Origin of the sequence: Streptomyces caelestis (assembly GCF_014205255.1) — a bacterium.
GTDB classification, from domain to species: Bacteria; Actinomycetota; Actinomycetes; order Streptomycetales; family Streptomycetaceae; genus Streptomyces; species Streptomyces caelestis.
In genome coordinates this window covers 1,830,452-1,848,870 of record NZ_JACHNE010000001.1, presented here as the reverse complement: position 1 = coordinate 1,848,870, position 18,419 = coordinate 1,830,452, and the positions used below count along the sequence as shown (strand labels likewise).

The 18,419-nt window shown below is 72.4% G+C and carries 20 protein-coding genes; 7 read left to right on the top strand and 13 right to left on the bottom strand.

The genetic code is table 11. The features are described from left to right. The first annotated feature begins 49 nt into the window (after positions 1-49). Together HDA41_RS08355 and HDA41_RS08350 are read left to right on the top strand one after the other, a co-directional pair. Entirely contained in the window at positions 50-496 is a 447-nt protein-coding gene (locus tag HDA41_RS08355; RefSeq protein ID WP_184982135.1) for a MarR family winged helix-turn-helix transcriptional regulator, read from the top strand. 171 nt (positions 497-667) lie between these two features. Continuing rightward, complete coding sequence (locus tag HDA41_RS08350; RefSeq protein WP_184982133.1) at positions 668-1,528, top strand: esterase/lipase family protein; 861 nt, start codon at positions 668-670, stop codon at positions 1,526-1,528. A gap of 82 nt (positions 1,529-1,610) precedes the next feature. Here the strand turns inward: HDA41_RS08350 and HDA41_RS08345 are convergent, their stop codons facing one another. After that, positions 1,611-1,703, bottom strand: coding sequence for a hypothetical protein (locus HDA41_RS08345; RefSeq protein ID WP_376706853.1), 93 nt, complete (start codon positions 1,701-1,703; stop codon positions 1,611-1,613). 348 nt (positions 1,704-2,051) lie between these two features. Between HDA41_RS08345 and HDA41_RS08340 the strand changes: the two genes are divergently transcribed. Both HDA41_RS08340 and HDA41_RS08335 read left to right on the top strand, forming a co-directional pair. Next, a complete protein-coding gene (locus HDA41_RS08340; RefSeq protein ID WP_184982131.1) occupies positions 2,052-2,531 on the top strand; it encodes a hypothetical protein in 480 nt (159 codons plus the stop codon). 114 nt (positions 2,532-2,645) lie between these two features. Then, positions 2,646-3,095 (top strand): GNAT family N-acetyltransferase, encoded by a 450-nt coding sequence (locus tag HDA41_RS08335; RefSeq protein ID WP_184982129.1) that lies wholly within the window; start codon positions 2,646-2,648, stop codon positions 3,093-3,095. Positions 3,096-3,139: 44 nt separating this feature from the next. On the opposite strand, the gene HDA41_RS41100 is transcribed toward HDA41_RS08335, so the two are convergent. Continuing rightward, complete coding sequence (locus HDA41_RS41100) at positions 3,140-3,274, bottom strand: hypothetical protein (RefSeq protein WP_010046145.1); 135 nt, start codon at positions 3,272-3,274, stop codon at positions 3,140-3,142. 139 nt (positions 3,275-3,413) lie between these two features. Here HDA41_RS41100 and HDA41_RS08330 point away from each other — a divergent pair, with 139 nt between their 5' ends. Continuing rightward, on the top strand, positions 3,414-4,085 hold the full coding sequence (locus HDA41_RS08330; RefSeq protein ID WP_184982128.1) for a class I SAM-dependent methyltransferase: 672 nt from the start codon (positions 3,414-3,416) through the stop codon (positions 4,083-4,085). On the opposite strand, the gene HDA41_RS08325 is transcribed toward HDA41_RS08330, so the two are convergent. Beyond that, positions 4,044-4,544 carry a ribonuclease FAU-1 family protein gene (locus HDA41_RS08325; RefSeq protein WP_184982127.1) on the bottom strand — a complete coding sequence of 167 codons (501 nt, stop codon included), beginning with the start codon at positions 4,542-4,544 and terminating at the stop codon, positions 4,044-4,046. The two genes, HDA41_RS08330 and HDA41_RS08325, sit on opposite strands and share 42 nt — an antisense overlap. Continuing rightward, positions 4,525-5,451 carry a GNAT family N-acetyltransferase gene (locus HDA41_RS08320; protein ID WP_184982126.1) on the bottom strand — a complete coding sequence of 309 codons (927 nt, stop codon included), beginning with the start codon at positions 5,449-5,451 and terminating at the stop codon, positions 4,525-4,527. Before HDA41_RS08320 ends, HDA41_RS08325 begins: the two co-directional genes overlap by 20 nt. 71 nt (positions 5,452-5,522) lie before the next feature. Between HDA41_RS08320 and HDA41_RS08315 the strand changes: the two genes are divergently transcribed. Next, a complete protein-coding gene (locus HDA41_RS08315; RefSeq protein WP_184982125.1) occupies positions 5,523-5,891 on the top strand; it encodes a GntR family transcriptional regulator in 369 nt (122 codons plus the stop codon). 8 nt (positions 5,892-5,899) lie between these two features. On the opposite strand, the gene HDA41_RS08310 is transcribed toward HDA41_RS08315, so the two are convergent. The 6 genes from HDA41_RS08310 to HDA41_RS08285 form a co-directional block, all read right to left on the bottom strand. Continuing rightward, positions 5,900-6,673, bottom strand: a complete 774-nt coding sequence (locus HDA41_RS08310) for a DUF72 domain-containing protein (protein ID WP_184982124.1) — start codon at positions 6,671-6,673, stop codon at positions 5,900-5,902. A 33-nt stretch (positions 6,674-6,706) separates the two neighbouring features. After that, a complete protein-coding gene (locus HDA41_RS08305) occupies positions 6,707-7,801 on the bottom strand; it encodes a DUF5925 domain-containing protein (RefSeq protein WP_184982123.1) in 1,095 nt (364 codons plus the stop codon). A 76-nt stretch (positions 7,802-7,877) separates the two neighbouring features. Then, positions 7,878-8,678: a polysaccharide deacetylase family protein gene (locus HDA41_RS08300; protein ID WP_184982121.1), complete on the bottom strand. Its 801-nt coding sequence runs from the start codon at positions 8,676-8,678 to the stop codon at positions 7,878-7,880. Further along, positions 8,675-9,712 (bottom strand): glycosyltransferase family 2 protein, encoded by a 1,038-nt coding sequence (locus tag HDA41_RS08295; RefSeq protein WP_184982119.1) that lies wholly within the window; start codon positions 9,710-9,712, stop codon positions 8,675-8,677. The genes HDA41_RS08300 and HDA41_RS08295 overlap by 4 nt, the downstream gene beginning before the upstream one ends. Continuing rightward, positions 9,709-10,530, bottom strand: coding sequence for a glycosyltransferase family 2 protein (locus tag HDA41_RS08290; protein ID WP_184982117.1), 822 nt, complete (start codon positions 10,528-10,530; stop codon positions 9,709-9,711). Before HDA41_RS08290 ends, HDA41_RS08295 begins: the two co-directional genes overlap by 4 nt. Before the next feature lie 492 nt (positions 10,531-11,022). Continuing rightward, entirely contained in the window at positions 11,023-12,231 is a 1,209-nt protein-coding gene (locus HDA41_RS08285; RefSeq protein WP_184982115.1) for a S8 family peptidase, read from the bottom strand. 336 nt (positions 12,232-12,567) lie between these two features. Here HDA41_RS08285 and HDA41_RS08280 point away from each other — a divergent pair, with 336 nt between their 5' ends. Beyond that, positions 12,568-13,374, top strand: coding sequence for an SGNH/GDSL hydrolase family protein (locus tag HDA41_RS08280; RefSeq protein ID WP_184982113.1), 807 nt, complete (start codon positions 12,568-12,570; stop codon positions 13,372-13,374). 17 nt (positions 13,375-13,391) lie between these two features. Here HDA41_RS08280 and HDA41_RS08275 read toward each other — a convergent pair whose 3' ends face one another. The 3 genes from HDA41_RS08275 to HDA41_RS08265 form a co-directional block, all read right to left on the bottom strand. After that, positions 13,392-15,029 (bottom strand): serine/threonine-protein kinase, encoded by a 1,638-nt coding sequence (locus HDA41_RS08275; protein WP_230299585.1) that lies wholly within the window; start codon positions 15,027-15,029, stop codon positions 13,392-13,394. Positions 15,030-15,108: 79 nt separating this feature from the next. Then, a complete protein-coding gene (locus HDA41_RS08270) occupies positions 15,109-16,698 on the bottom strand; it encodes a HoxN/HupN/NixA family nickel/cobalt transporter (RefSeq protein WP_184982111.1) in 1,590 nt (529 codons plus the stop codon). Continuing rightward, positions 16,695-18,386 carry a tetratricopeptide repeat protein gene (locus HDA41_RS08265; RefSeq protein WP_184982109.1) on the bottom strand — a complete coding sequence of 564 codons (1,692 nt, stop codon included), beginning with the start codon at positions 18,384-18,386 and terminating at the stop codon, positions 16,695-16,697. The genes HDA41_RS08270 and HDA41_RS08265 overlap by 4 nt, the downstream gene beginning before the upstream one ends. Positions 18,387-18,419: the final 33 nt, after the last annotated feature.

The window sequence follows — 18,419 nt, the reverse complement described above, 5'->3', positions numbered from 1 at the left end:
ATATAGTCAAGCTACTTGACCTTCTCGTCAAGAGTGTTTCAATGCGTACGTGCAGAACTCCGAAGCCATGGCCCTGTCCGCCGCCTTGCTCGCCGTCGCCGGTGAGCTGACGCAACGCATCAACGACGGCGTCGTGGCCAGGGGGTTCGAGGGGGTCAGGCCCGCGCACGGCTTCGCCTTCGCCCGGCTCGCCCCGGACGGCGCGACGGTCACCGACCTTGCTGCCCATCTCGGGGTGACCAAGCAGGCCGCCAGTCAGCTCGTGGAGGAGATGGTCCGCAAGGGATACGTCGAGCGACGGCCGCACCCCGACGACGCGCGGGCGCGGCTTGTCGTGCTGACCGGGCGCGGGTGGGGGTGCACGCGGGCGGCGGAGGAGGCGGCCGCGGAAGCCGTGCGGGAATGGGGGGACGCGCTGGGGGAGAGGGAAGTGCGGGCGCTCGGGGAGCAGTTGTTGCGGATCGCTCCGCGCGGGCCCATCCGTCCTGCCTGGTGAAGAGGCGTCGGACGGGTCCGTTGTCGTCGGTTATCGCTGGAAGTTTTTACTGGCGCGTAACTTCCCAGTTTGACTACTCACTCGTAACTTGACGAGTGAACAGCATCCCGTGATCCGGATCACAGGGCGTCGTGCCGTCGCACCTCCCTTGAGCCGCAAGGAGATCACTCGATGCTGCCCTGGAAACGAGTGTTCAGCCCCCTGACCGCGCTGCTGGTGACCGCCGCGGCCGTCACCGTCCCCGCCGCCTCCGCCCAGGCCGCCGGCGCCCCGAGCTCCGGCTGGAACGACTACTCCTGCAAGCCGTCCGCCGCTCATCCCCGCCCCGTCGTCCTCGTCCACGGCACCCTCGGGAACTCCGTCGACAACTGGCTGGGCCTCGCCCCCTATCTGAAGGTCCGCGGCTACTGCGTCTTCTCGCTCGACTACGGCCAGTTGGAGGGTGTCCCCTTCTTCCACGGCCTCGGACCCGTCGAGAAGTCGGCCGGACAGCTCAAGGACTTCGTCGACCAGGTGCTCGCCACCACCGGCGCCGTCGAGACCGACATCGTCGGACATTCGCAGGGCGGCATGATGCCCCGCTACTACCTGAGGTTCCTCGGCGGAGCCGCCGAGGTGAACGCGCTGGTCGGCATCGCGCCCAGCAACCACGGCACCACACTGAGCGGCTTCACCAACCTGCTGCCGTACTTCCCGGGAGCCGGGAACCTGTTGGCGAAGACCACTCCCGCCCTCGCCGACCAGGTCGCCGGCTCCGACTTCCTCGACCGGCTCAACGCGGGCGGCGACACCGTGCCCGGCGTGCGCTACACCGTCATCGCCACGAAGTACGACGAGGTGGTCACGCCGTGGCGCAGCCAGTACCTGAGCGGGCCGGACGTGCGCAACGTCCTGCTCCAGGACCTGTGCCCGGCCGACCTGTCCGAGCACGTGGCCATCGGGCTGTTCGACCGGATCACCTTCCACGAGGTGGCCAACGCCCTCGACCCGGCACGGGCCAGGCCCACCACCTGTGCGTCGGCGTTCGACTGACACGTGTATTCGGCCGACACGCGCAAGGAAACGTTTCGGGGCCTGTCCGGCCTGAGCCGCCGGACAGGCCCCGAGTCCTGGGTCAGCGGCCGCGGCGACTGCCGCTCACCGTCCGGCGCCGGGCCGCCAGGAACAGGGCCGACGAGCCGAGCGCCAGCGCGGCCGCGCCGCCGATCGCGGGGTACCGGGTGCTGCTGTCGCCGCCTGTCTCGGCGAGGTTCTCCGTGGCACCGGCCGCCTTCGGCTGGTTGGGAGCGGCCTCGGCCTGCGTGGGCTGGTTCGGGGCGGCTTCGGCCTCTGTGGGCCGGTCCGGGCCAGGACTCTCCGGGGCCGCGGCCGGCTCGGCCGAGGGCGCCTACGACGATCGCCGTACCTTCCTCGCCTCTGCTTCGAAGTCCGGTTCCGGCAAACGCGCGCCGGGCAACTCCCTTCCAGGAACGGCTCGATGAAGCCCGTATGTGCACGGGAGGTGGGGATGGGCCCGGATCCGCCTGGCCGGAGCAGCAGTCGACGGGTCCCCGGGATGTCGCTGTGCCCGCGCTGCGGGGGCGACTGGACGCACTCGGTGCTCCGCATCGTCGACGAGGGCCGGATACCGCGAGAGCAACGGCGGGAGGGCGGCCCCGCATACGCCCCGCTCGCCGGGCGGCTCGCGCTCGCTCCTGAGCCTCCCGGGGCGCCGGGCGTCGGGATCGTGGCCGCGGCGACCCTGCCCTGGTTCGCCGTCTTCGCGCTCATCGGCCCTCTCATCTGGCTGGTGCCGGCGGGTGTCGACGTACTCGTGCTCGTACTGGCGGGCCTGCGGACCAGACGGACCCGCAGACAGATCCACGCAGGCGCGGCCCTGGCGTATCCCCTCTGGAGGGACGCCTGGTACTGCTATCGCTGCGATGTGGTCTGGCGCCGCGGAAACAGAGCGGAGGTCATGTCACCCGCCCGATTTCAGGGAGAGATCTGGGCCCGTGGCGGTTACCTCGACCTGATGCGCCGGACGCCCCGCTGATACCCCGAACCGCGATCAGCAACAAGCCGCCTCCGGTGACACGGCACCCGGCAAAAAGTGCACAGGGCCAGTAAGGAAGTGCTCAGACCGGCATCGGGTAGGTACCGTCACGGCATGGCAGACGAGGAGATCCGGCCGGCCGGTGCCGCCGACGTACCGGTCGTCGAGGGCGTGATCGACGCGGCCTTCCGCCCGTACATCGAGCGCATCGGACGGGTGCCGCAGCCCATGGAGGAGGACCACGCGGCGAACGTGGCCGCGGGCAAGGTGTTCGTGACGGGCGAGCCCGTCACCGGCCTCGTCGTGGTCGAGGCGTTCGAGGACCACCTCTTCCTCGACATCATCGCCGTCCACCCCACCGCGCGCGGCGGGGGAGTGGGGCGACGGCTGCTGCGGTTCGTGGACGCGCACGCGCGTGCGCTGGCGCTGCCCGAGATCAGGCTCTACACGAACGCGCTGATGTGGGAGAACCAGAAGATCTACCCGAAGTACGGCTATGAGCTGGTGGAGCGACGACTGGACGGGCCCTACGACCGCGTCCACTACCGCAAGCGGCTGCTCTGACCGGGTCCCAGCACTGACCGGGTCTCATGATCGGTACCGGCCGCTCAGGCGTCCGGCCACCACGTGCGTGCGATGTCCTTGCGGACTTCCGGGCGTCCCGCGGGGCGCTCGTCGGCCTCCTCGCGGGCCCGGCGGACGTCCGTCTTCTTCAGGGGCTTCTGCACGGTCACACGGCGCATGGCTGCCTCCTTAAGGGGCTACCGGGTTCCGCGTTCTCACGGAGGTAGACCTTTCGGGGGAGAGTTCCTCATTGCTCCTGGTCTGTCAGTGGCGGCTGTCACGATTCGAGTGTCAGTGGCGGGTGTCACTCTTGGGCGCATGGTGAACGACAGTGACGGCACGACCTCGGTGAACACCGGCGCTGACGTGGACTGGGACGCGCGGGCCGCCGGCTTCGACGAGGAGCCGGACCACGGGCTGCGCGACCCGGAGGTGCGCCGGGCCTGGGCCGCGCGGCTGCGCTCCTGGCTGCCCGGGCGGGCCGGCGACGTCCTCGATCTCGGCTGCGGCACCGGCAGTCTGTCGCTCCTCGCGTCCGAGCAGGGGCACCGGGTGACGGGCGTGGATCTCTCTCCGGCGATGGTGACGCTCGCCCGGCAGAAGCTGACCGGGCGTGACGCGATGTTCGTCATCGGTGACGCGGCGGCACCGCCGGTCGGGGAGCAGCGCTTCGACGCCGTGCTGGTCCGGCATGTCCTGTGGGCCCTGCCCGACCCCGGTCGCGCCCTGCGGCACTGGGCCGGGCTGCTGCGGCCGGGAGGGCGGCTCGTGCTGGTCGAGGGGGTGTGGGGGACGGCCGCGCCGGTCGGGATACCGGCGGAGCGGCTCATCGGCCTCCTCGCGCCGGTCGCCGGGCAGGTGAGCGTGGAGCGGCTGTCCGGCGATCCGCTGCTGTGGGGCGGGGAGGTGACGGACGAGCGGTACGCGGTGGTGGCCGTGAGCGGGGCTTCAAACCAGGAGGGCGGTGAGGCCGCCGCCGCGGGCCAGTGACTCCAGTTCGTCGAGCGCGGCGAGCGCGGCGGCCGCTGCCTCGGAGTCCCGCTCGGCGAGGCCGCTGTCGGCGAACTCGTCCTCGTCCAGGCGCCGTACGTCCGTGCCGTCCGCGGAGACCCACAGGTCCAAATCGAGGTCCTCCACGACCAGCTCCGGGCCGGTGCGCGAGGCGGGGCGGGTGATGTCGCAGTACCAGCCCTTCAGCGCGCCCGTGGCCGAGCGGACCTCCTTCACCGCGTACCAGCGGTCACGCCAGTAGTACTCGGTGAAGACGTCCCCGGGCTCGAAGCGGACGAAGCCGAAGTCGCGGACGCCGCCGCCCGCCCACGGGGCGCGGACCGCGACGCGGGTGCCGTCGTCCGTCAGGAGCTCGCCGGTGTAGCGGATCTTCGTACGGCCCGCCTTGACGAGCACGACGTCCAGCTGCCCGGGCCGGTCAGCCGATTTCACGGACATGGCGCACTTCCTTCGCGCAGATCTCGTAGCCGAACCACTTGTTGATGGCGATCATCGGCTCGTTGCCGGTGTCGTTGCCGGTGAACGCCTCCGTGTACCCCGCGGCACGGGCCCGGTGCAGGGAGTCGTTCTTGGCGAGCTTCGCCAGGCCCCGGCCGCGGAACGCCCGGGCGGTGCCGGTCATGGCGGTCCCGTAGCGGCTGCCGTCAGTGTGCGCCACGCTGAAGGCGGCGGGGCGGCCGTCGACGACCGCGACCGTGGTCAGCTCGCGGTCGAGGAGCGGGTGCTTCCAGTTCTCCTCCAGCCAGGCCTCGTAGTCCGTGAACTCGGTGTCGATGTCGCTCGGTTCGTCCGACGCCGTCTCGGCGTCCAGGTCGAACATCGGGCGCGGGTCGTCCGCGAAGTCGGCGGCCGTGCGCAGCTCGACGCCGGCGGGCGGGGCCTCGCGGGGCGGCAGCGTGCCGGCCGCCAGGTCCAGGCGCATGAAGTAGGCGGAACGGCTGGCCCGGAAGCCGTGCCGCTCGGCGAAGGCGAGATTCTCCGGCTCCTCCAGCACCCAGGCGAACAGCTTCCGCACGCCCAGGCCCGCCAGACGCTCCTCGGCGGTGCGCAGCAGGAGCGAACCGGCGCCGCGGTGCCTGCGGTCGGGGCGTACGTAGATGTTGGCGGAGCCCTGGCCGGGCTCCGGGCTGCCGTGGGCGACGCTGATCTGGGCCGTGCCGACGATCTCGCCGTCCTCCTCGGCGACGAGCTGCCCGAAGTGGGCGTCCGGATGGGCGTGGGTCAGGGTGTGCACCACGGACTCGGGGGTGGACAGCATGTACGGCAGGGCGAGGCGGCGGGTCTGGGAGAACCCCTCGGCGTCGGCTCGGACGTCGGGTCGCAGGTCGCGCACGATCATGGTCATGGAGGCGCACGTTACGTGGGGGCGCACCCGGGGTGCCTCCCATTTTCCGCCGGGTACGGGACAATCGGCCTGTGACCTTGAAGATCGACATCGACGACAGTGCCCCGCCGTACGAGCAGGTGCGGGCGCGGATCTCCGAGCAGGCGCGGTCGGGGGAGCTGCCGGTGGGGTACCGGCTGCCGACCGTGCGGGGGCTGGCCGAGTCGCTGGGGCTCGCCGCGAACACGGTCGCCAAGGCGTACCGGGCGCTGGAGGCGGACGGCGTGATCGAGACACGCGGGCGTCACGGCACGTTCGTGGCCGCCGCCGGCTCGGCCGCGGACCGGGAGCTGGCGGTCGCCGCCCAGGCGTATGCGGAGCGGGCTCGCAGGCTCGGGCAGGGGCAGGACGCCGCGCTCGCCGCCGTACGGGATGCCCTGCGGGCGGCTTACGGGGAGTAGGGCGTCGCTCAGCCGGCCCGCGTCGGACGCTGAGGTGTCCGTGTGATCTCCAGGCCCGCCGATCTCCCCAGCCGCGCGAACGTCATCGCGTCCGCCACCGCCGCACCCCCCGGGTCGTTGTTGAAGTACGCGTAGACGTCCTCGCCGTCGGGCCAGGTCGTGGCGACGCGGTCGAGCCAGGTGGCGAGGGAGCGGCGGCCGTAGTGCGGCCAGGGCCGGGCGCGGCCCTGGTGGAAGCGCACGTAGCCCCAGTCGGTGGTGCGCCACAGCGGGGTCGCGGGGCGGGCCAGGACGTCGGCCCAGCACAGGGCCGCGTGCCGGGACTCGAGGACCGCGCGGACCTCCGGTGTCCACCAGGAGTCGTGGCGGGGCTCGACCGCGACCCGGGTCGCGGCGGGGAAGCAGGCGAGGCAGGCGTCCAGAAGGCCCGGGTCGGCGCGCAGGGTGGGCGGGAGCTGGAGCAGGACCGGCCCGAGCCGGTCACCCAGGCCCGCCGCGTGGCTCATCAGGCGGCCGACCGGCTCCTCGGGGTCCTTGAGTCGCTTGATGTGGGTCAGATAGCGGCTCGCCTTGACCGCGACCACGAAGTCCGCGGGCGCCCGACGGCGCCAGTCCTCGAACGTCTCCCGGGCCGGCAGCCGGTAGAAGGCGTTGTTGATCTCGACGGTGGCGAAGTGCCCCGCGTACTCCTCCAGCCAGAGCCGCATCGGCAGCCCGGACGGGTAGAGGACGTCTCGCCAGTCCTTGTACTGCCATCCGGACGTGCCGACGAACAGGGTCATAGCCCCATCAAAACACCGGCCCGCTCGGACCTCCTACAGATACAGCCCCGCGTCGGCGTCCCCGCGCGGCTCCGGCAGGGCCGTCGGGGACGTGCCCCGGCGCAGCGCGAACAGCTCGGCGAGGGTCGCGCCCTCGCGGCCGACGCCGTCCTCGCGGCCCAGCCAGCTCACCGCCTCCCGGCGGGTCAGCGGGCCCACCTCGATCCGGGCGAGGCAGCGGCCGGGCCGGACGACGGCGGGGTGCAGGCGCTCCAGGTCCTCGTTGGTCGTGACCCCGACCAGGACGTTGCGGCCCTGGCCGAGCAGTCCGTCCGTCAGGTTCAGCAGCCGCGACAGCGCCTGGCCCGCCGTGTGCTTGGCCTCGCCGCGGATCAGCTCGTCGCAGTCCTCCAGGAGCAGCAGCCGCCAGCGGCCCTTGCCCGCCGCGTCCTCCTCGCCGATCGCGATGTCCATCAGATAGCCGACGTCACTGAACAGCCGCTCCGGGTCCAGGACGCAGTCCACCTGGCACCAGTCGCGCCAGGAACGGGCGAGGGTGCGCAGCGCCGACGTCTTGCCGGTCCCCGGCGGGCCGTGCAGCAGGAGGAGCCGGCCCGAGATGTCCTCGGGGGTCGTCTTCATCAGGCGGTCCATCGCGTCCGCCACCGGCGCTGTGTAGTTGGGCCGGATCTCGTCCCAGGTACCCGCCGCGATCTGGCGTGTGGTGCGGTGCGGGCCGCGGCGCGGGGAGACGTACCAGAAGCCCATCGTGACGTTCTCCGGCTGAGGTTCGGGTTCGTCCGCCGCGCCGTCCGTGGCCTGGTCGAGGACCTTCTTCGCCAGCTCCGCGCTGGTCGCCGTCACCGTGACGTCGGCGCCCCGGTTCCAGCGGGAGATCAGCAGCGTCCAGCCGTCGCCCTCCGCGAGCGTCGCGCTGCGGTCGTCGTCCCGGGCGACGCGCAGCACGCGGGCACCGGACGGCATCAGCGTCGCCCCGGACCGTACGCGGTCGATGTTCACCGCGTGGGAGTACGGCTGCTCGCCCGTCGCGAAACGGCCGAGGAACAGCGCGTCGACGACATCGGACGGGGAGTCGGAGTCGTCGACGTTGAGCCGGATCGGCAGCGCCTCGTGCGGGTTTCCAGACATGCCGCCATGATCCGGCACGAGCGCGCCGCGTGCACCCGGTTTCCCGGTGCGCACGCGGCGTTTTCCCAGGTGCGGGTCAGGCTCCGAGGCGGGAGACCAGCCGGCGTGCCTGGCGTGTCCTGCGGACCACGGCGTACCCCTTGGTCAGGGCACGGTCCCTGGCGAACGTACGGGCGATCGCACGGCCTTCGATCAGCCGCTCGAACTCGTCGGTGCCCGTGCCGCGGCGCACCGTCACGCGCCGCAGGGCGTACGGCCCCTGCGCCCGGCGCGCGAGGCCGTTGCCGACGGCGAGCGCCTGGGCGTACCCCGTCTCCCGCACCGCCTGCCGGACCCGGCGGCTGGAGTAGCCGTAGGGATAGGCGAACGAGGCCGGTACGGTGCCCAGTTGGTCCGCGAGGATCTCCTTGCAGTGGATCAGCTCGAACCGCAGCGTGGCATCGGAGACCTGGTCGAGCTGCGGATGGCTGTGGCTGTGCCCGCCGATCTCGACGCCCGCCGACGCCAGCTCGCGTACCTGGTCCCAGTCCAGCATGGTGTCCAGGCCGCCGCCGGTGTCGTACGGACCCTGGATCCACCCGGTCGAGACGAACAGGGTGGCCGGGAAGCCGTGCTTGGCGAGCACGGGCAGGGCATGCCGGTGCACGCCCTCGTAACCGTCGTCGAACGTGATGAGGACCGGCCGCTCGGGCAGCGCGCGGCCGGAGCGCCAGCACGTCGCCAGCTCGGCGGTGGTGACGGGGGTGAGCCCCCGGTCCGCGAGCACCGCCATCTGCTCGGCGAACGCCTCGGGGGCCACGGACAGGGCACGAGTCGCGTCGTTCGGGTCGGTCGCGACCGCGTGGTACATGAGGATCGGTACGCGTACGTCACTCACGGACCCGCCCCTTCCAGCGCGGCTCCGTCGGCGGGTGCGCGCGGACCCGCGGCCTCGGGCACCGGGAGTTCGGGCACCGAGAACGTGGTCCCGCCCCGTCGGGCCCGCACGCTGCCCACCACGTATCCGCCCGCCGCCGTCAGCACCCCGGCGACGATCGCCCCCGCCCGCCCGGCACCGCCCGGCCGGGCCAGCAGGGCGTCCCGCAGCCCCCGGGCCACCCCGGCCGGCAGGACCCGGGTGGCGTACCGGCGTTCGGACTCCAGTCCCTTGTCGGCGCCGACGCTCCGGGCCACCAGGGCCTTGGACAGGCCCTCGGCGTACGTGCGCGTGCGGAAGTAGCGGAAGTGCTCGCGGGCCTCGGGCACCCGGTGGTGGATCACCGCCCGGTCGTCGATCAGCAGCACCGCGTCGGGCCGGGCCCGGCTGAGACGGATGCACAGCTCCGTCTCCTCGCAGCCCAGCGGGCGTTTGTCGCCGTCCCGGCCGATGCCGGTGGCGAAGCCGCCCGCCGCGTCGAAGGCGCTGCGGCGGAACGAGGCGTTGCCGCCGAGCACGTTGCGCACCCGGACCCGGCCGCGGGGCAGGCCGCGGTAGGTGCAGCCCACCACCCAGTCGAACTCCTCGGGGAACCAGCCGGGCCGCCGCCCCGACGCCCAGACCGGCTCCGTACGCCCGCCGACCGCCATCACGCGCGGGTCGGCGTACGCCTCGGCGAAGTGCAGCAGCCAGTCGCGCTCGGCCACGGCGTCGTCGTCGAGGAAGGCGACGACCTCGCCGCGGGCGGCCGCGATGCCGGTGTTGCGGCCGGCGGACAGGCCGCGGGGGCCCGCGTTGGCGAGCACCCGCACGTCACCGGCTTCCTTGTACTCCTTGCCGAGACGGTCCAGCAGGGCCTGGTTGTGGTCGACGACCAGCAGCGTCTCCAGCGCGGGCCGTGACTGCGCCCGCACCGAGGAGACCGCCGCGAGGATGTCCTCCCAGCGGTCCTCGGTGTACGCACAGATCACGACGGAGATGCCGGGACCGCTCAAGACGCCTCTCCCCGGACCGGGTCGAGCATCGGAGACTGGGACGAACGGCGGCGCAGCGCCCGGCGGTTGGAGCGCTCCTGGAGGATCACCCGGAGCACGCGCAGCCCGTCGCGCACGGCTCGCAGATTGCTGGTGCCGTGGATGCGCAGGTACTCGTGGCTCGGGATCTCCTGCACCTTGAGCCCGGCCTTGACCACCCGGATGTTCATCAGGGTCTCGACCTCGAAGCCGGTGCAGTCGAGGTCGATCTTGTCCAGGCAGTGCCGCCAGAACGCGTTGTAGCCGTAGCACAGGTCGGTGTAACGGGCGCCGAACTTGCGGTTGACGACCGTGCACAGTGCCCAGTTGCCGAGCTTGCGGATGAAGGTCATGTCGTCCGTGCCGCCGCCGTTGGCGAAGCGGGAGCCCTTGGCGAAGTCCGCGCCGGAGACCAGGGCGGAGACGTACGACACGATCTCGTTGCCGTCCGCCGAGCCGTCCGCGTCGACCATCACGATGATGTCGCCGGTGCAGGCCTGGAACCCGGTGATCAGGGCGTCGCCCTTGCCCTTGCCGCGCTGTTCGACGACCTTGACGTCGGGCCACAGCTCGCGGGCCACCTGGACGGTGTCGTCGGTGGAGTTGCCGTCGACCAGGACCACTTCGTGGATCCAGTCGGGCAGGGTCTTGAAGACGTACGGAAGGTTCTCCGCCTCGTTCATGGCCGGGATGACCACGCTCACCGGCGGCGTTATGGCCAGGTGAGAGGAGATGGGCCGGTACTTCCCGGCGGTCGGCGGATGCTGCTCCGCCGCGGCCGGCTGCAGAACTGAGCTCATGAGTCTGGTCCCTCTCGTCCGGTGGACCGCCCCCCCAGGGCAGTCCGGATCCAGTCCGGTTCGAAAGGGGGGTTCTCACCCGTGGCACGCCGAGATGGAACTTCGGGCACGCCGGGTGAGCTGGCAAAGCTGGCCGACAGCGAAAAACGGCAGCCGACCGCGCGGCACGGCTCGGAGACAGTTGCGGTCGCCGAGCACGGCACCCCCCTACCGCGCACCGCGTCGGTTCGTCGCGGTCCTTGAGCCCTCCCCTGGAGCCGCGTACTGACGGACCGATGCGGGTGAGATGTATGACGGTATTGACGATTGAACCCGTATGGCAAGACCTGGAACGGCCCCTCACGTTTTTGTTGGTTTGGTCGTTGCGGGATGCGCTTCGTGGGGCGCAAGTTGAAAGGTTCCGGTGACGGAAACAACCGTTCCCCGGAGCCGTGTCGGGCCTCCGGGGAACGGTTGTTCAGGTGCTGGTGTCCGTGCTGATGTCCGCGCCGGTTACGGCACGAGCTTCAGCAGCCGGTTCGGCGAGCCCGAACCCGCGCTGGTGACCTTGCCGGTGGTGGCGCCGCCGACCAGGGCCGAGGCGACCTGGGCCGGGGTGGAGGAGGTGTGGCCCGCCAGGTAGACCGCCGCCGCGCCCGCGACGTGCGGGGTCGCCATCGAGGTGCCGGAGATGGTGTTGGTCGCGGTGTCGCTGGTGTGCCAGCCGGCGATGATGGAGGAGCCGGGCGCGAAGATGTCCAGGACCGAGCCGTAGTTGGAGTAGCTCGCCTTGGCGTCGGTGCTGGTGGTGGCGCCGACCGTGATCGCCTCGGCGACCCGGGCCGGGGAGGACGAGGAGGCGGTGGTGCTGCTGTTGCCCGCGGCCACGGCGTAGGTGACGCCGCTGGCTATGGAGTTGCGGACCGCCGTGTCCAGGGCGGTGGAGGCGCCGCCGCCGAGCGACATGTTGGCGACCGAGGGGCCGGAGTGGTTCTTCGTCACCCAGTCGATGCCCGCGATCACACCGGCCGTGGTGCCGGAGCCGCTGTTGTTCAGCACCCGCACCCCCACGATTTTCGCCTTCTTGGCGACGCCGTAGGTCGAGCCCGCGATCGTGGTGGCCACGTGGGTGCCGTGGCCGTTGCCGTCGGAGGCGTTGTTGTCGCCGTCGACGGCGTCGTAGCCGTGCGCGGCACGGCCGCTGATCTGCTGGTGGGTGATGCGCACACCGGTGTCGATCACATAGACCGTCACGCCGCTGCCCGCGCTGTCCGGGTACGTGTAGGTGCCGGAGAGCGGGAGCGAGGTCTGGTCGATGCGGTCCAGGCCCCAGGGAGCGCTGTTCTGGGTGGCGGAGAGCTGGACGCGCTGGTTCTGCTCGACCGAGGCCACCGCCGGGTCGGCGGCGAGGCGCCTGGCCTCGGTGGCGGAGAGGGTGGCGGAGTAGCCGTTCAGCGCCTTGCCGAACGTCTTGCGCACGGACCCGCCGTACTCCTCGACGAGGTCCTTGCCCGCGGCCGAGGACGCCTTCACGCCCGCGCTCTTCTTGAGCGTGACGATGTAGCTGTCCTTGATCGCGGCCGGGGAGTTCGCGGCGAGCACCCGGCCCTCGGCGGGAGCGGCGGCCTGGGCGGGGAGGGCGGTGAGGCCGCCCACGAGGGCGGCGGTCGCCGACAGGGTGATCGCGGCGAACCCGAGTCTCTTGCTACGCAGTTGTGCCATTACGAGGGAGTCCTCCTCTAGGCGGCGCGCGCCTGGGTGGGGCGCGCGTCATGTGGGGGATGTGCGCGTGCTCGCGCACACGGCCGGGAGCGTCGCGTTCCGCTCTCGGCCGGAGTAAAGCGTCGACCATCTACCGGCGTGGAACAAGAGAGTTGAGCACTAGTCAACAAATCTGTCATGGGCACGTAACAAAAAGTGTCGAACGCGTAACAAGGCGTGAGGTGAACGCGCCGTGCACGTCCCGGAAAGGGCCGAAAAGGCTTGGCATGGACACTTCCTGTCAACACGCGTAGCTGCTACGACGGTTGTGGCAGAGATCCTGCTAAAGGAGGTTCCATGAGACGTTCCCGATTTGTCGTCCTCCTGAGCTCGCTCCTCCTCGCCGTCGGCACCGCCCTCACCGGGGCCGCCGCGGCGCAGGCGTCCCCACTCGCCGCAACTGGCGGCTATGTGGCGCTCGGTGACTCCTACTCCTCCGGAGTCGGCGCCGGCAGCTACATCACCTCCAGCGGCGAATGCAAGCGCAGCACGAAGGCCTACCCCTACCTCTGGGCCGCCGCCCACTCACCCTCGACGTTCAACTTCACGGCCTGCTCGGGCGCCCGAACGGGTGATGTTCTGGCCGGACAGCTCGCCCCGCTCAGCGCCGCCACCGCCCTCGTCTCCCTCACCGTCGGGGGCAACGACGCCGGCTTCGCCGACGTCATGACCACCTGTGTGACCCAGTCCGACAGCGCCTGCATCTCCCGCATCAACACCGCCCGGGCGTACGTCGACTCCACGCTGCCCGGCAAGCTCGACAGCGTGTACTCGGCGATCCGCTCCAAGGCACCCAACGCCCGCGTCGTCGTGCTCGGCTACCCCCGCTTCTACAAGCTCGACACCACCTGCCTCGGCCTCTCCGAGGCCAAGCGCAAGGCCATCAACGACGGCTCCGACCACCTCAACACCGCCATCGCCAAGCGTGCCGCGAACCACGGCTTCACCTTCGGCGACGTACGCCCGGCCTTCACCGGCCACGAGATCTGCTCCGGCGACTCCTGGCTGCACAGCGTCAACTGGCTCAACATCGGCGATTCGTTCCACCCGAAGGCATCCGGCCAGTCGGGCGGCTATCTGCCCGTGCTCGACGCCAACGACTGACCGCGGGCGCCGACCGCTCAGCCGGAGTCCGTGTCCGACTCCGTGTCCGAACCCCCGTCCGATCCCGTGTCCGAAGGAGAAGGGGAGGCCCCGCCCGGCGGGGTCTCCGTCTCGCACGTGATCGAGAACGGCACCGACTCGGACGTCGTCCGCACCGGCTCCCGCACCTCGACACTGATCTCGTTCTCGAACGTCCCGGTCTCCGCGTCGGTCGTCACGGTCACCGCGTCCTGGTTCGTACGGCCGCCGCCCTCCGGGAACGACAGCGTCTTCCAGCCCCCGTCGAGCACCGAGCCGTCCTGCGTCACCCAGCGGTAGCGCACCTCGGCCGGCAGCCGCCCCACCGTGAACGTCGCCGTGAACCTCGGCGCCTCGGCGCTCGCAGGCGGACACGGGCCCGAGTAGTCCGTGCGCGTGCCGTCCAGGCCGACCCGCACCGACTGCGGCGGCGGACTGCTCTCCTCGCTCTCGGTCTCACTCGGCGTCGGGGAAGGGCTGGACTTCCCGCTCCCGGTGTTCTGCGGCGGGCCCTTGGTCTCGGCGGGCGTACTCGCCCCGGCACCCCGGTCGCCGTTCCCGTCGCCGTCCCCGCGGTTCAGCAGCGCGTACGTCAGCCCGCCCACCGCGAGCGCCAGCGCGACCACGCCCGCGACCAGCACCCGGCCGGCCCGGCGGTCGCGGTCCTGACGGGTCCCCGCCGTCATGGCACCGGAACCGGACGCCGCCGACCGCCCAGGGAAGGGCATCGGGGGCGTGGGAGAGGGCTCGGAGCGGGCCGCGACCGTCGGCGGGTACGGGACGGCCCGCACGGTGTCCGCGCGCGGCGAGCCGCCCCCGGCGATGACCCGCAGGTCCTGCTCGGCCTGTTCGGCCGGCAGCCGCTGCGCGGGATCCTTGCGCAACAGCCCCTCGATGACCGGGGCCAGCGGACCGGCCCGGCGCGGCGGCGGCAGCTCCTCGTCGACGATCGCGCGCAGCGTGCTCAGCGGGGTGTCCTGGCGGAACGGGGAGCGGCCCTCGACCGCCGCGAACAGCAGCACACCGAGCGACCACAGGTCGGACTGCGGGCCCGGCGTGCGGCCGAGTGCCCGCTCCGGGGCGAGGAACTCGGGCGAGCCGATGACCTCCCCGGTCATGGTCAGCGCGGAGCTGCCCTCGACCATGGCGATCCCGAAGTCGGTGAGCACGATCCGGCCGTCGTTCGCGATCAGTACGTTGGCCGGTTTCACGTCCCGGTGCAGCACCCCGGCCTCGTGCGCGGCCCGCAGCGCGGCCAGCACCTCGGCGCCGATGTGCGCGGCACGCTGGGGCGGCATCGGGCCCTCGGCGTCCAGGACCTCGGCCAGGGAGAGCCCGCGGACCAGCTCCATGACGATCCACGGCCGGCCGTCGTCCGTCGCCACGTCGTACACCGTCACCACGTTCCGGTTGGTGACCCGGGCCGCCGCCCACGCCTCCCGCTCCAGCCGGGCGTACATCCGCCGCACGTCGTCGCCTCCCAACCCGGCAGGGGCGCGCACCTCCTTGACGGCGACCTCGCGGTGCAGCACCTCGTCGCGGGCGCGCCACACCGTCCCCATACCGCCCTCGCCGAGCGGTGCCAGGAGCCGGTAGCGGCCCGCGATCACACGCTCATGGCCCGGTTCTTCGGACACGGCGCCCCCATTCGCAGCCGGGCGGAATCTCCACGAGGTCTGTTTTCCCCATGACGTCGGATTTCCCCACGAACGTAACTCAGCCCAGCGCGGATGCCGCCCCCTTGAACACCAGTCCGGCCCCGAGCACCACCACGGCGAAGGCCGAGCCGAGCGGGGCGGTCCGGCGCACCAGGGCCGCCAGCGGGCCCGCCGCCCAGCGGGGGCGCCGGTCCAGGAGCCGGGTCATGCCGCTGCCCGCCTTGACGACGGCGTATCCGGCGGCCGTGAGGGTGAGCGCGAGCCCGACGCCGTACGCGACGACCAGCAGCAGCCCGAACCAGGCCTGCCCGAGGGCCGCGGCACCGACGAGCACCACCACGGCGGACGGGCTGGGCACGAGCCCGCCCGCGAAGCCCATGAGGATCGTGCCGCGGAGGGTGGGGGCGACGGGGTGGGAGTGCGTGAACCCGCCGTGGGTGTGCTCGATCGTGTGGGGGTGGGAGTGGGGGCGGGTGTGGTCGTGCGGGTGGTCGTGATCGTGGTGGTGGCGATCGTGGTCGTGATGGTGGTCGTGCGCGTGGCTGTGGCCGTGGCTGTCGTCGTCGTGTGTGTGGGTGTGGCCGCCGTGGTGGTGGGTGTGCGCGCGGTTGCGCAAGGCGCGTCGGAGCAGGCTCGCGCCCGCCAGGGTCACCAGGATGCCGCTGGCGACGCCGAGCCAGGCGATCACCGAGGGGGCCGCCGCCGAGCCGGCCGTGACCAGCAGGCCCAGGGCGACCACGCCCAGGGTGTGGGTGACCGTCACCGAGGCGGCCATGGGCAGGACGTCCTTCATCCGGGCCTGGCCGCCCCGGGCCGCCGCCGTCGCGGCCATGATGGTCTTGCCGTGGCCCGGGGCGAGCGCGTGCATCGCGCCGAGGACGACGGCGATGAGCAGGGCCAGCGCGGCGAAGCCCGCGGTGAGGTCGTGCCGGGCGACCAGGTCGTCCAGGGCCCGCGTCCAGCGGTCGGCGCCGCGCGGCAGCACGGAGGCGGCCGGGGCGTCCGACTCCTCCTCGGCCAGGGCCGCACCGCCGGGGCGCACGCGCAGGGCGGCGGCCGCGGTGTCGGCCGGTGAGGAGAGCAACTCCTCGGGGTAGCGGGTGAGTTCGGCCGATATCGACTTCTCCGGTACGTCCGACTCGGTGAGCGTCATACGGTCGCCCCGCGCGGTGATCTCCCGCCAGCCCGGGCCGGAGGAGGCGCCCGCGCCACGGAAGCCGAGGGAGACGCTCTCCTCGTCCGACGTGCCGGACGGGAGGGGAGCGGTCAGTTCGCATTCCACGCGGAGGGTGTCCAGTCCCGCCTGCCCGGGCCGCACGCGCGCGTGGCCGCGCTCGGCGGTGAGCGGGGTGCGACGGCCGTCGACCGTGAGCCTGCTGTCCGCGGCGGCCGTGGCGCACCGCTCGCGGGCCCACAGGGTGATGCCCAGCCGCTCGATGTCCCCTCCCGCCTGGGTCGCCGGGATCTCGGCGAGGTCCTCGACGTGGTGCACCCGGAGTTGACCGGGGACGGCGACCAGACCGTCGTAGCGGTTGACGGTGAAGTTGCCCAGCGGGTGGGCGCTCGCCGCGGCGGCGGGCAGCAGGGTGAGCGCGCAGGCGGCCGTGAGGACGGCGGCGCCGGACGCGAAGAGACGGCGCGGGGTCACCGGGTCCCCTCCAGGTCCTTGAGCGCGGTACGGGCCTCGCGGGCGCCGAGGGGCGAGAAGCCGGGGTTCAGGTCGAGCGCGGCCTTCAGGTGGTCGCGGGCTTCGCGTGCGTTGCCGGTGGCTCGTTCGATGACGCCGCGGTGGTAGAGGAAGCCGGCGTTGCGGTAGCCGGTGGCGGTGGCGCGGCGGGCGTACGGCAGGGCCTCCTCGTCGCGGCCGTTGACGTGCAGGGCCCAGGCGAGCGCGTCGGCGGTGTGCACGCTGTGCCGGCGGTTCCACTCGGCGCGGGCGGCGCGCAGGGCCTCCCTCCTGTCGCCGTGGTCGGCGGCGGCCATGGCCGAGTCGAGGTCGGCGTTGACACCGCCCGCGCGGGCGAGGGACGTCCAGGCGTCGATGAGGGCGTACTGGTCACCGGCCTTCGCCCGGTCGCCGTCGGCGCCGCGGTCCTCGTACAGCTCCCCGAGGGCGACGAGCGGGCCGGGCAGCGGGAAGCGGGCGACGACCTGCTCCAGTCCCTCGACGGCGGCCGCCCGGTCACCGTTCGCGGCCTGGGCGCGGGCGCGGCCCTCCAGGGCGGGGAGGTAGTCCTCGTCGGCGGCGAGGGCACGGGCGTAGTGGTCGAGGGCCGTCTCGTACTCGCCCTGGTTCCAGGCGAGCTGTCCGAGGGCGGTGGCGACGTACGCGGTGTCGGCGGGCGAGTCGGCGGCTTCCAGGGCGCGCTCCAGCACGTCACGCGCCGTACGGACGTCGCCGCGCAGCTCCTTCACGTACGCGTACCGCGTGAAGACCGGTACCCCGGGCCGCCTGCCGTCGGCGGTGCGGGCGGCCTCGGCGGCCTCCTCGTACCGGCCGAACTCGACGAGGGCGTCGATACGGGTGCACAGGGCGCGTTCGCTGTAGGGGTTCTGCTTCAGGGCCCGGTCGGCGTCCTTCAGCGCGCCAGTGAAGTCGTGCCGGGCGGCGGCGAGGGCGGCACGGCCGGCGAGAGCCTGGTCGTTACCGGGGTCCAGCTCCAGGGACCGCTTCAGCGCGCGCTCGGCCTGTGGATAGCGCGAGGGGTCGCCCTTCGTCCGGGCCTGTTCGACGTAGGCGATCCCGAGGGTGGCCCAGCTGCCGAAGTCCCTGGGCTGGGCGCGAAGATGCTTCTGCAGGGACTCGATCCCCGCGTCGAGATCCCCCCGGGCCAGCACGCCGGGCGTCAGGGCCCCGGCCGCGGACACGGCCTCGGTGCCGGTCCTCGCACGACCGTCCCCCGTACCTCCGAAGGCGATGGCCCCACCGGTCAGCGCGACGGCCAACAGTGCGGCGCAGCCCGCCAGATGGGCAGCCCGCCAACGCCGCCCGCCGTCAGCGGCCCGCCGCATCACGGCCACGCGCTCGTCGGCGCCGGCGTCGTTCCCGGAGGGAGCGTGGGGGCGGGGCGCGCTTTCGGGGTCGGCGCGGGGACGGTCGTGGGTGCCGGGTGAGCTTTCGGTGCTGGTGCTGGTGCTGGTGCTGGTGCCGGTTCCGGTGCCGGTGTCGGTGTCGGTGGGGCCCTCACCCCGCCCCGCTTCCGTCCCGGCGTCGGTGCCCAGGCCGGCTCGCCCCTGCTCCCGCGGCGCCGACGGCTCTCCGCCGGTCTCCTGGCCGGGGCGCGGCTGGTCGTCGTCGCGCCTCTCCGGTGCGCTGTCGGTCGTACGCGGAGGCATGACCTCTCCTCAGTCGGCTGTGCGGGTGCGGTG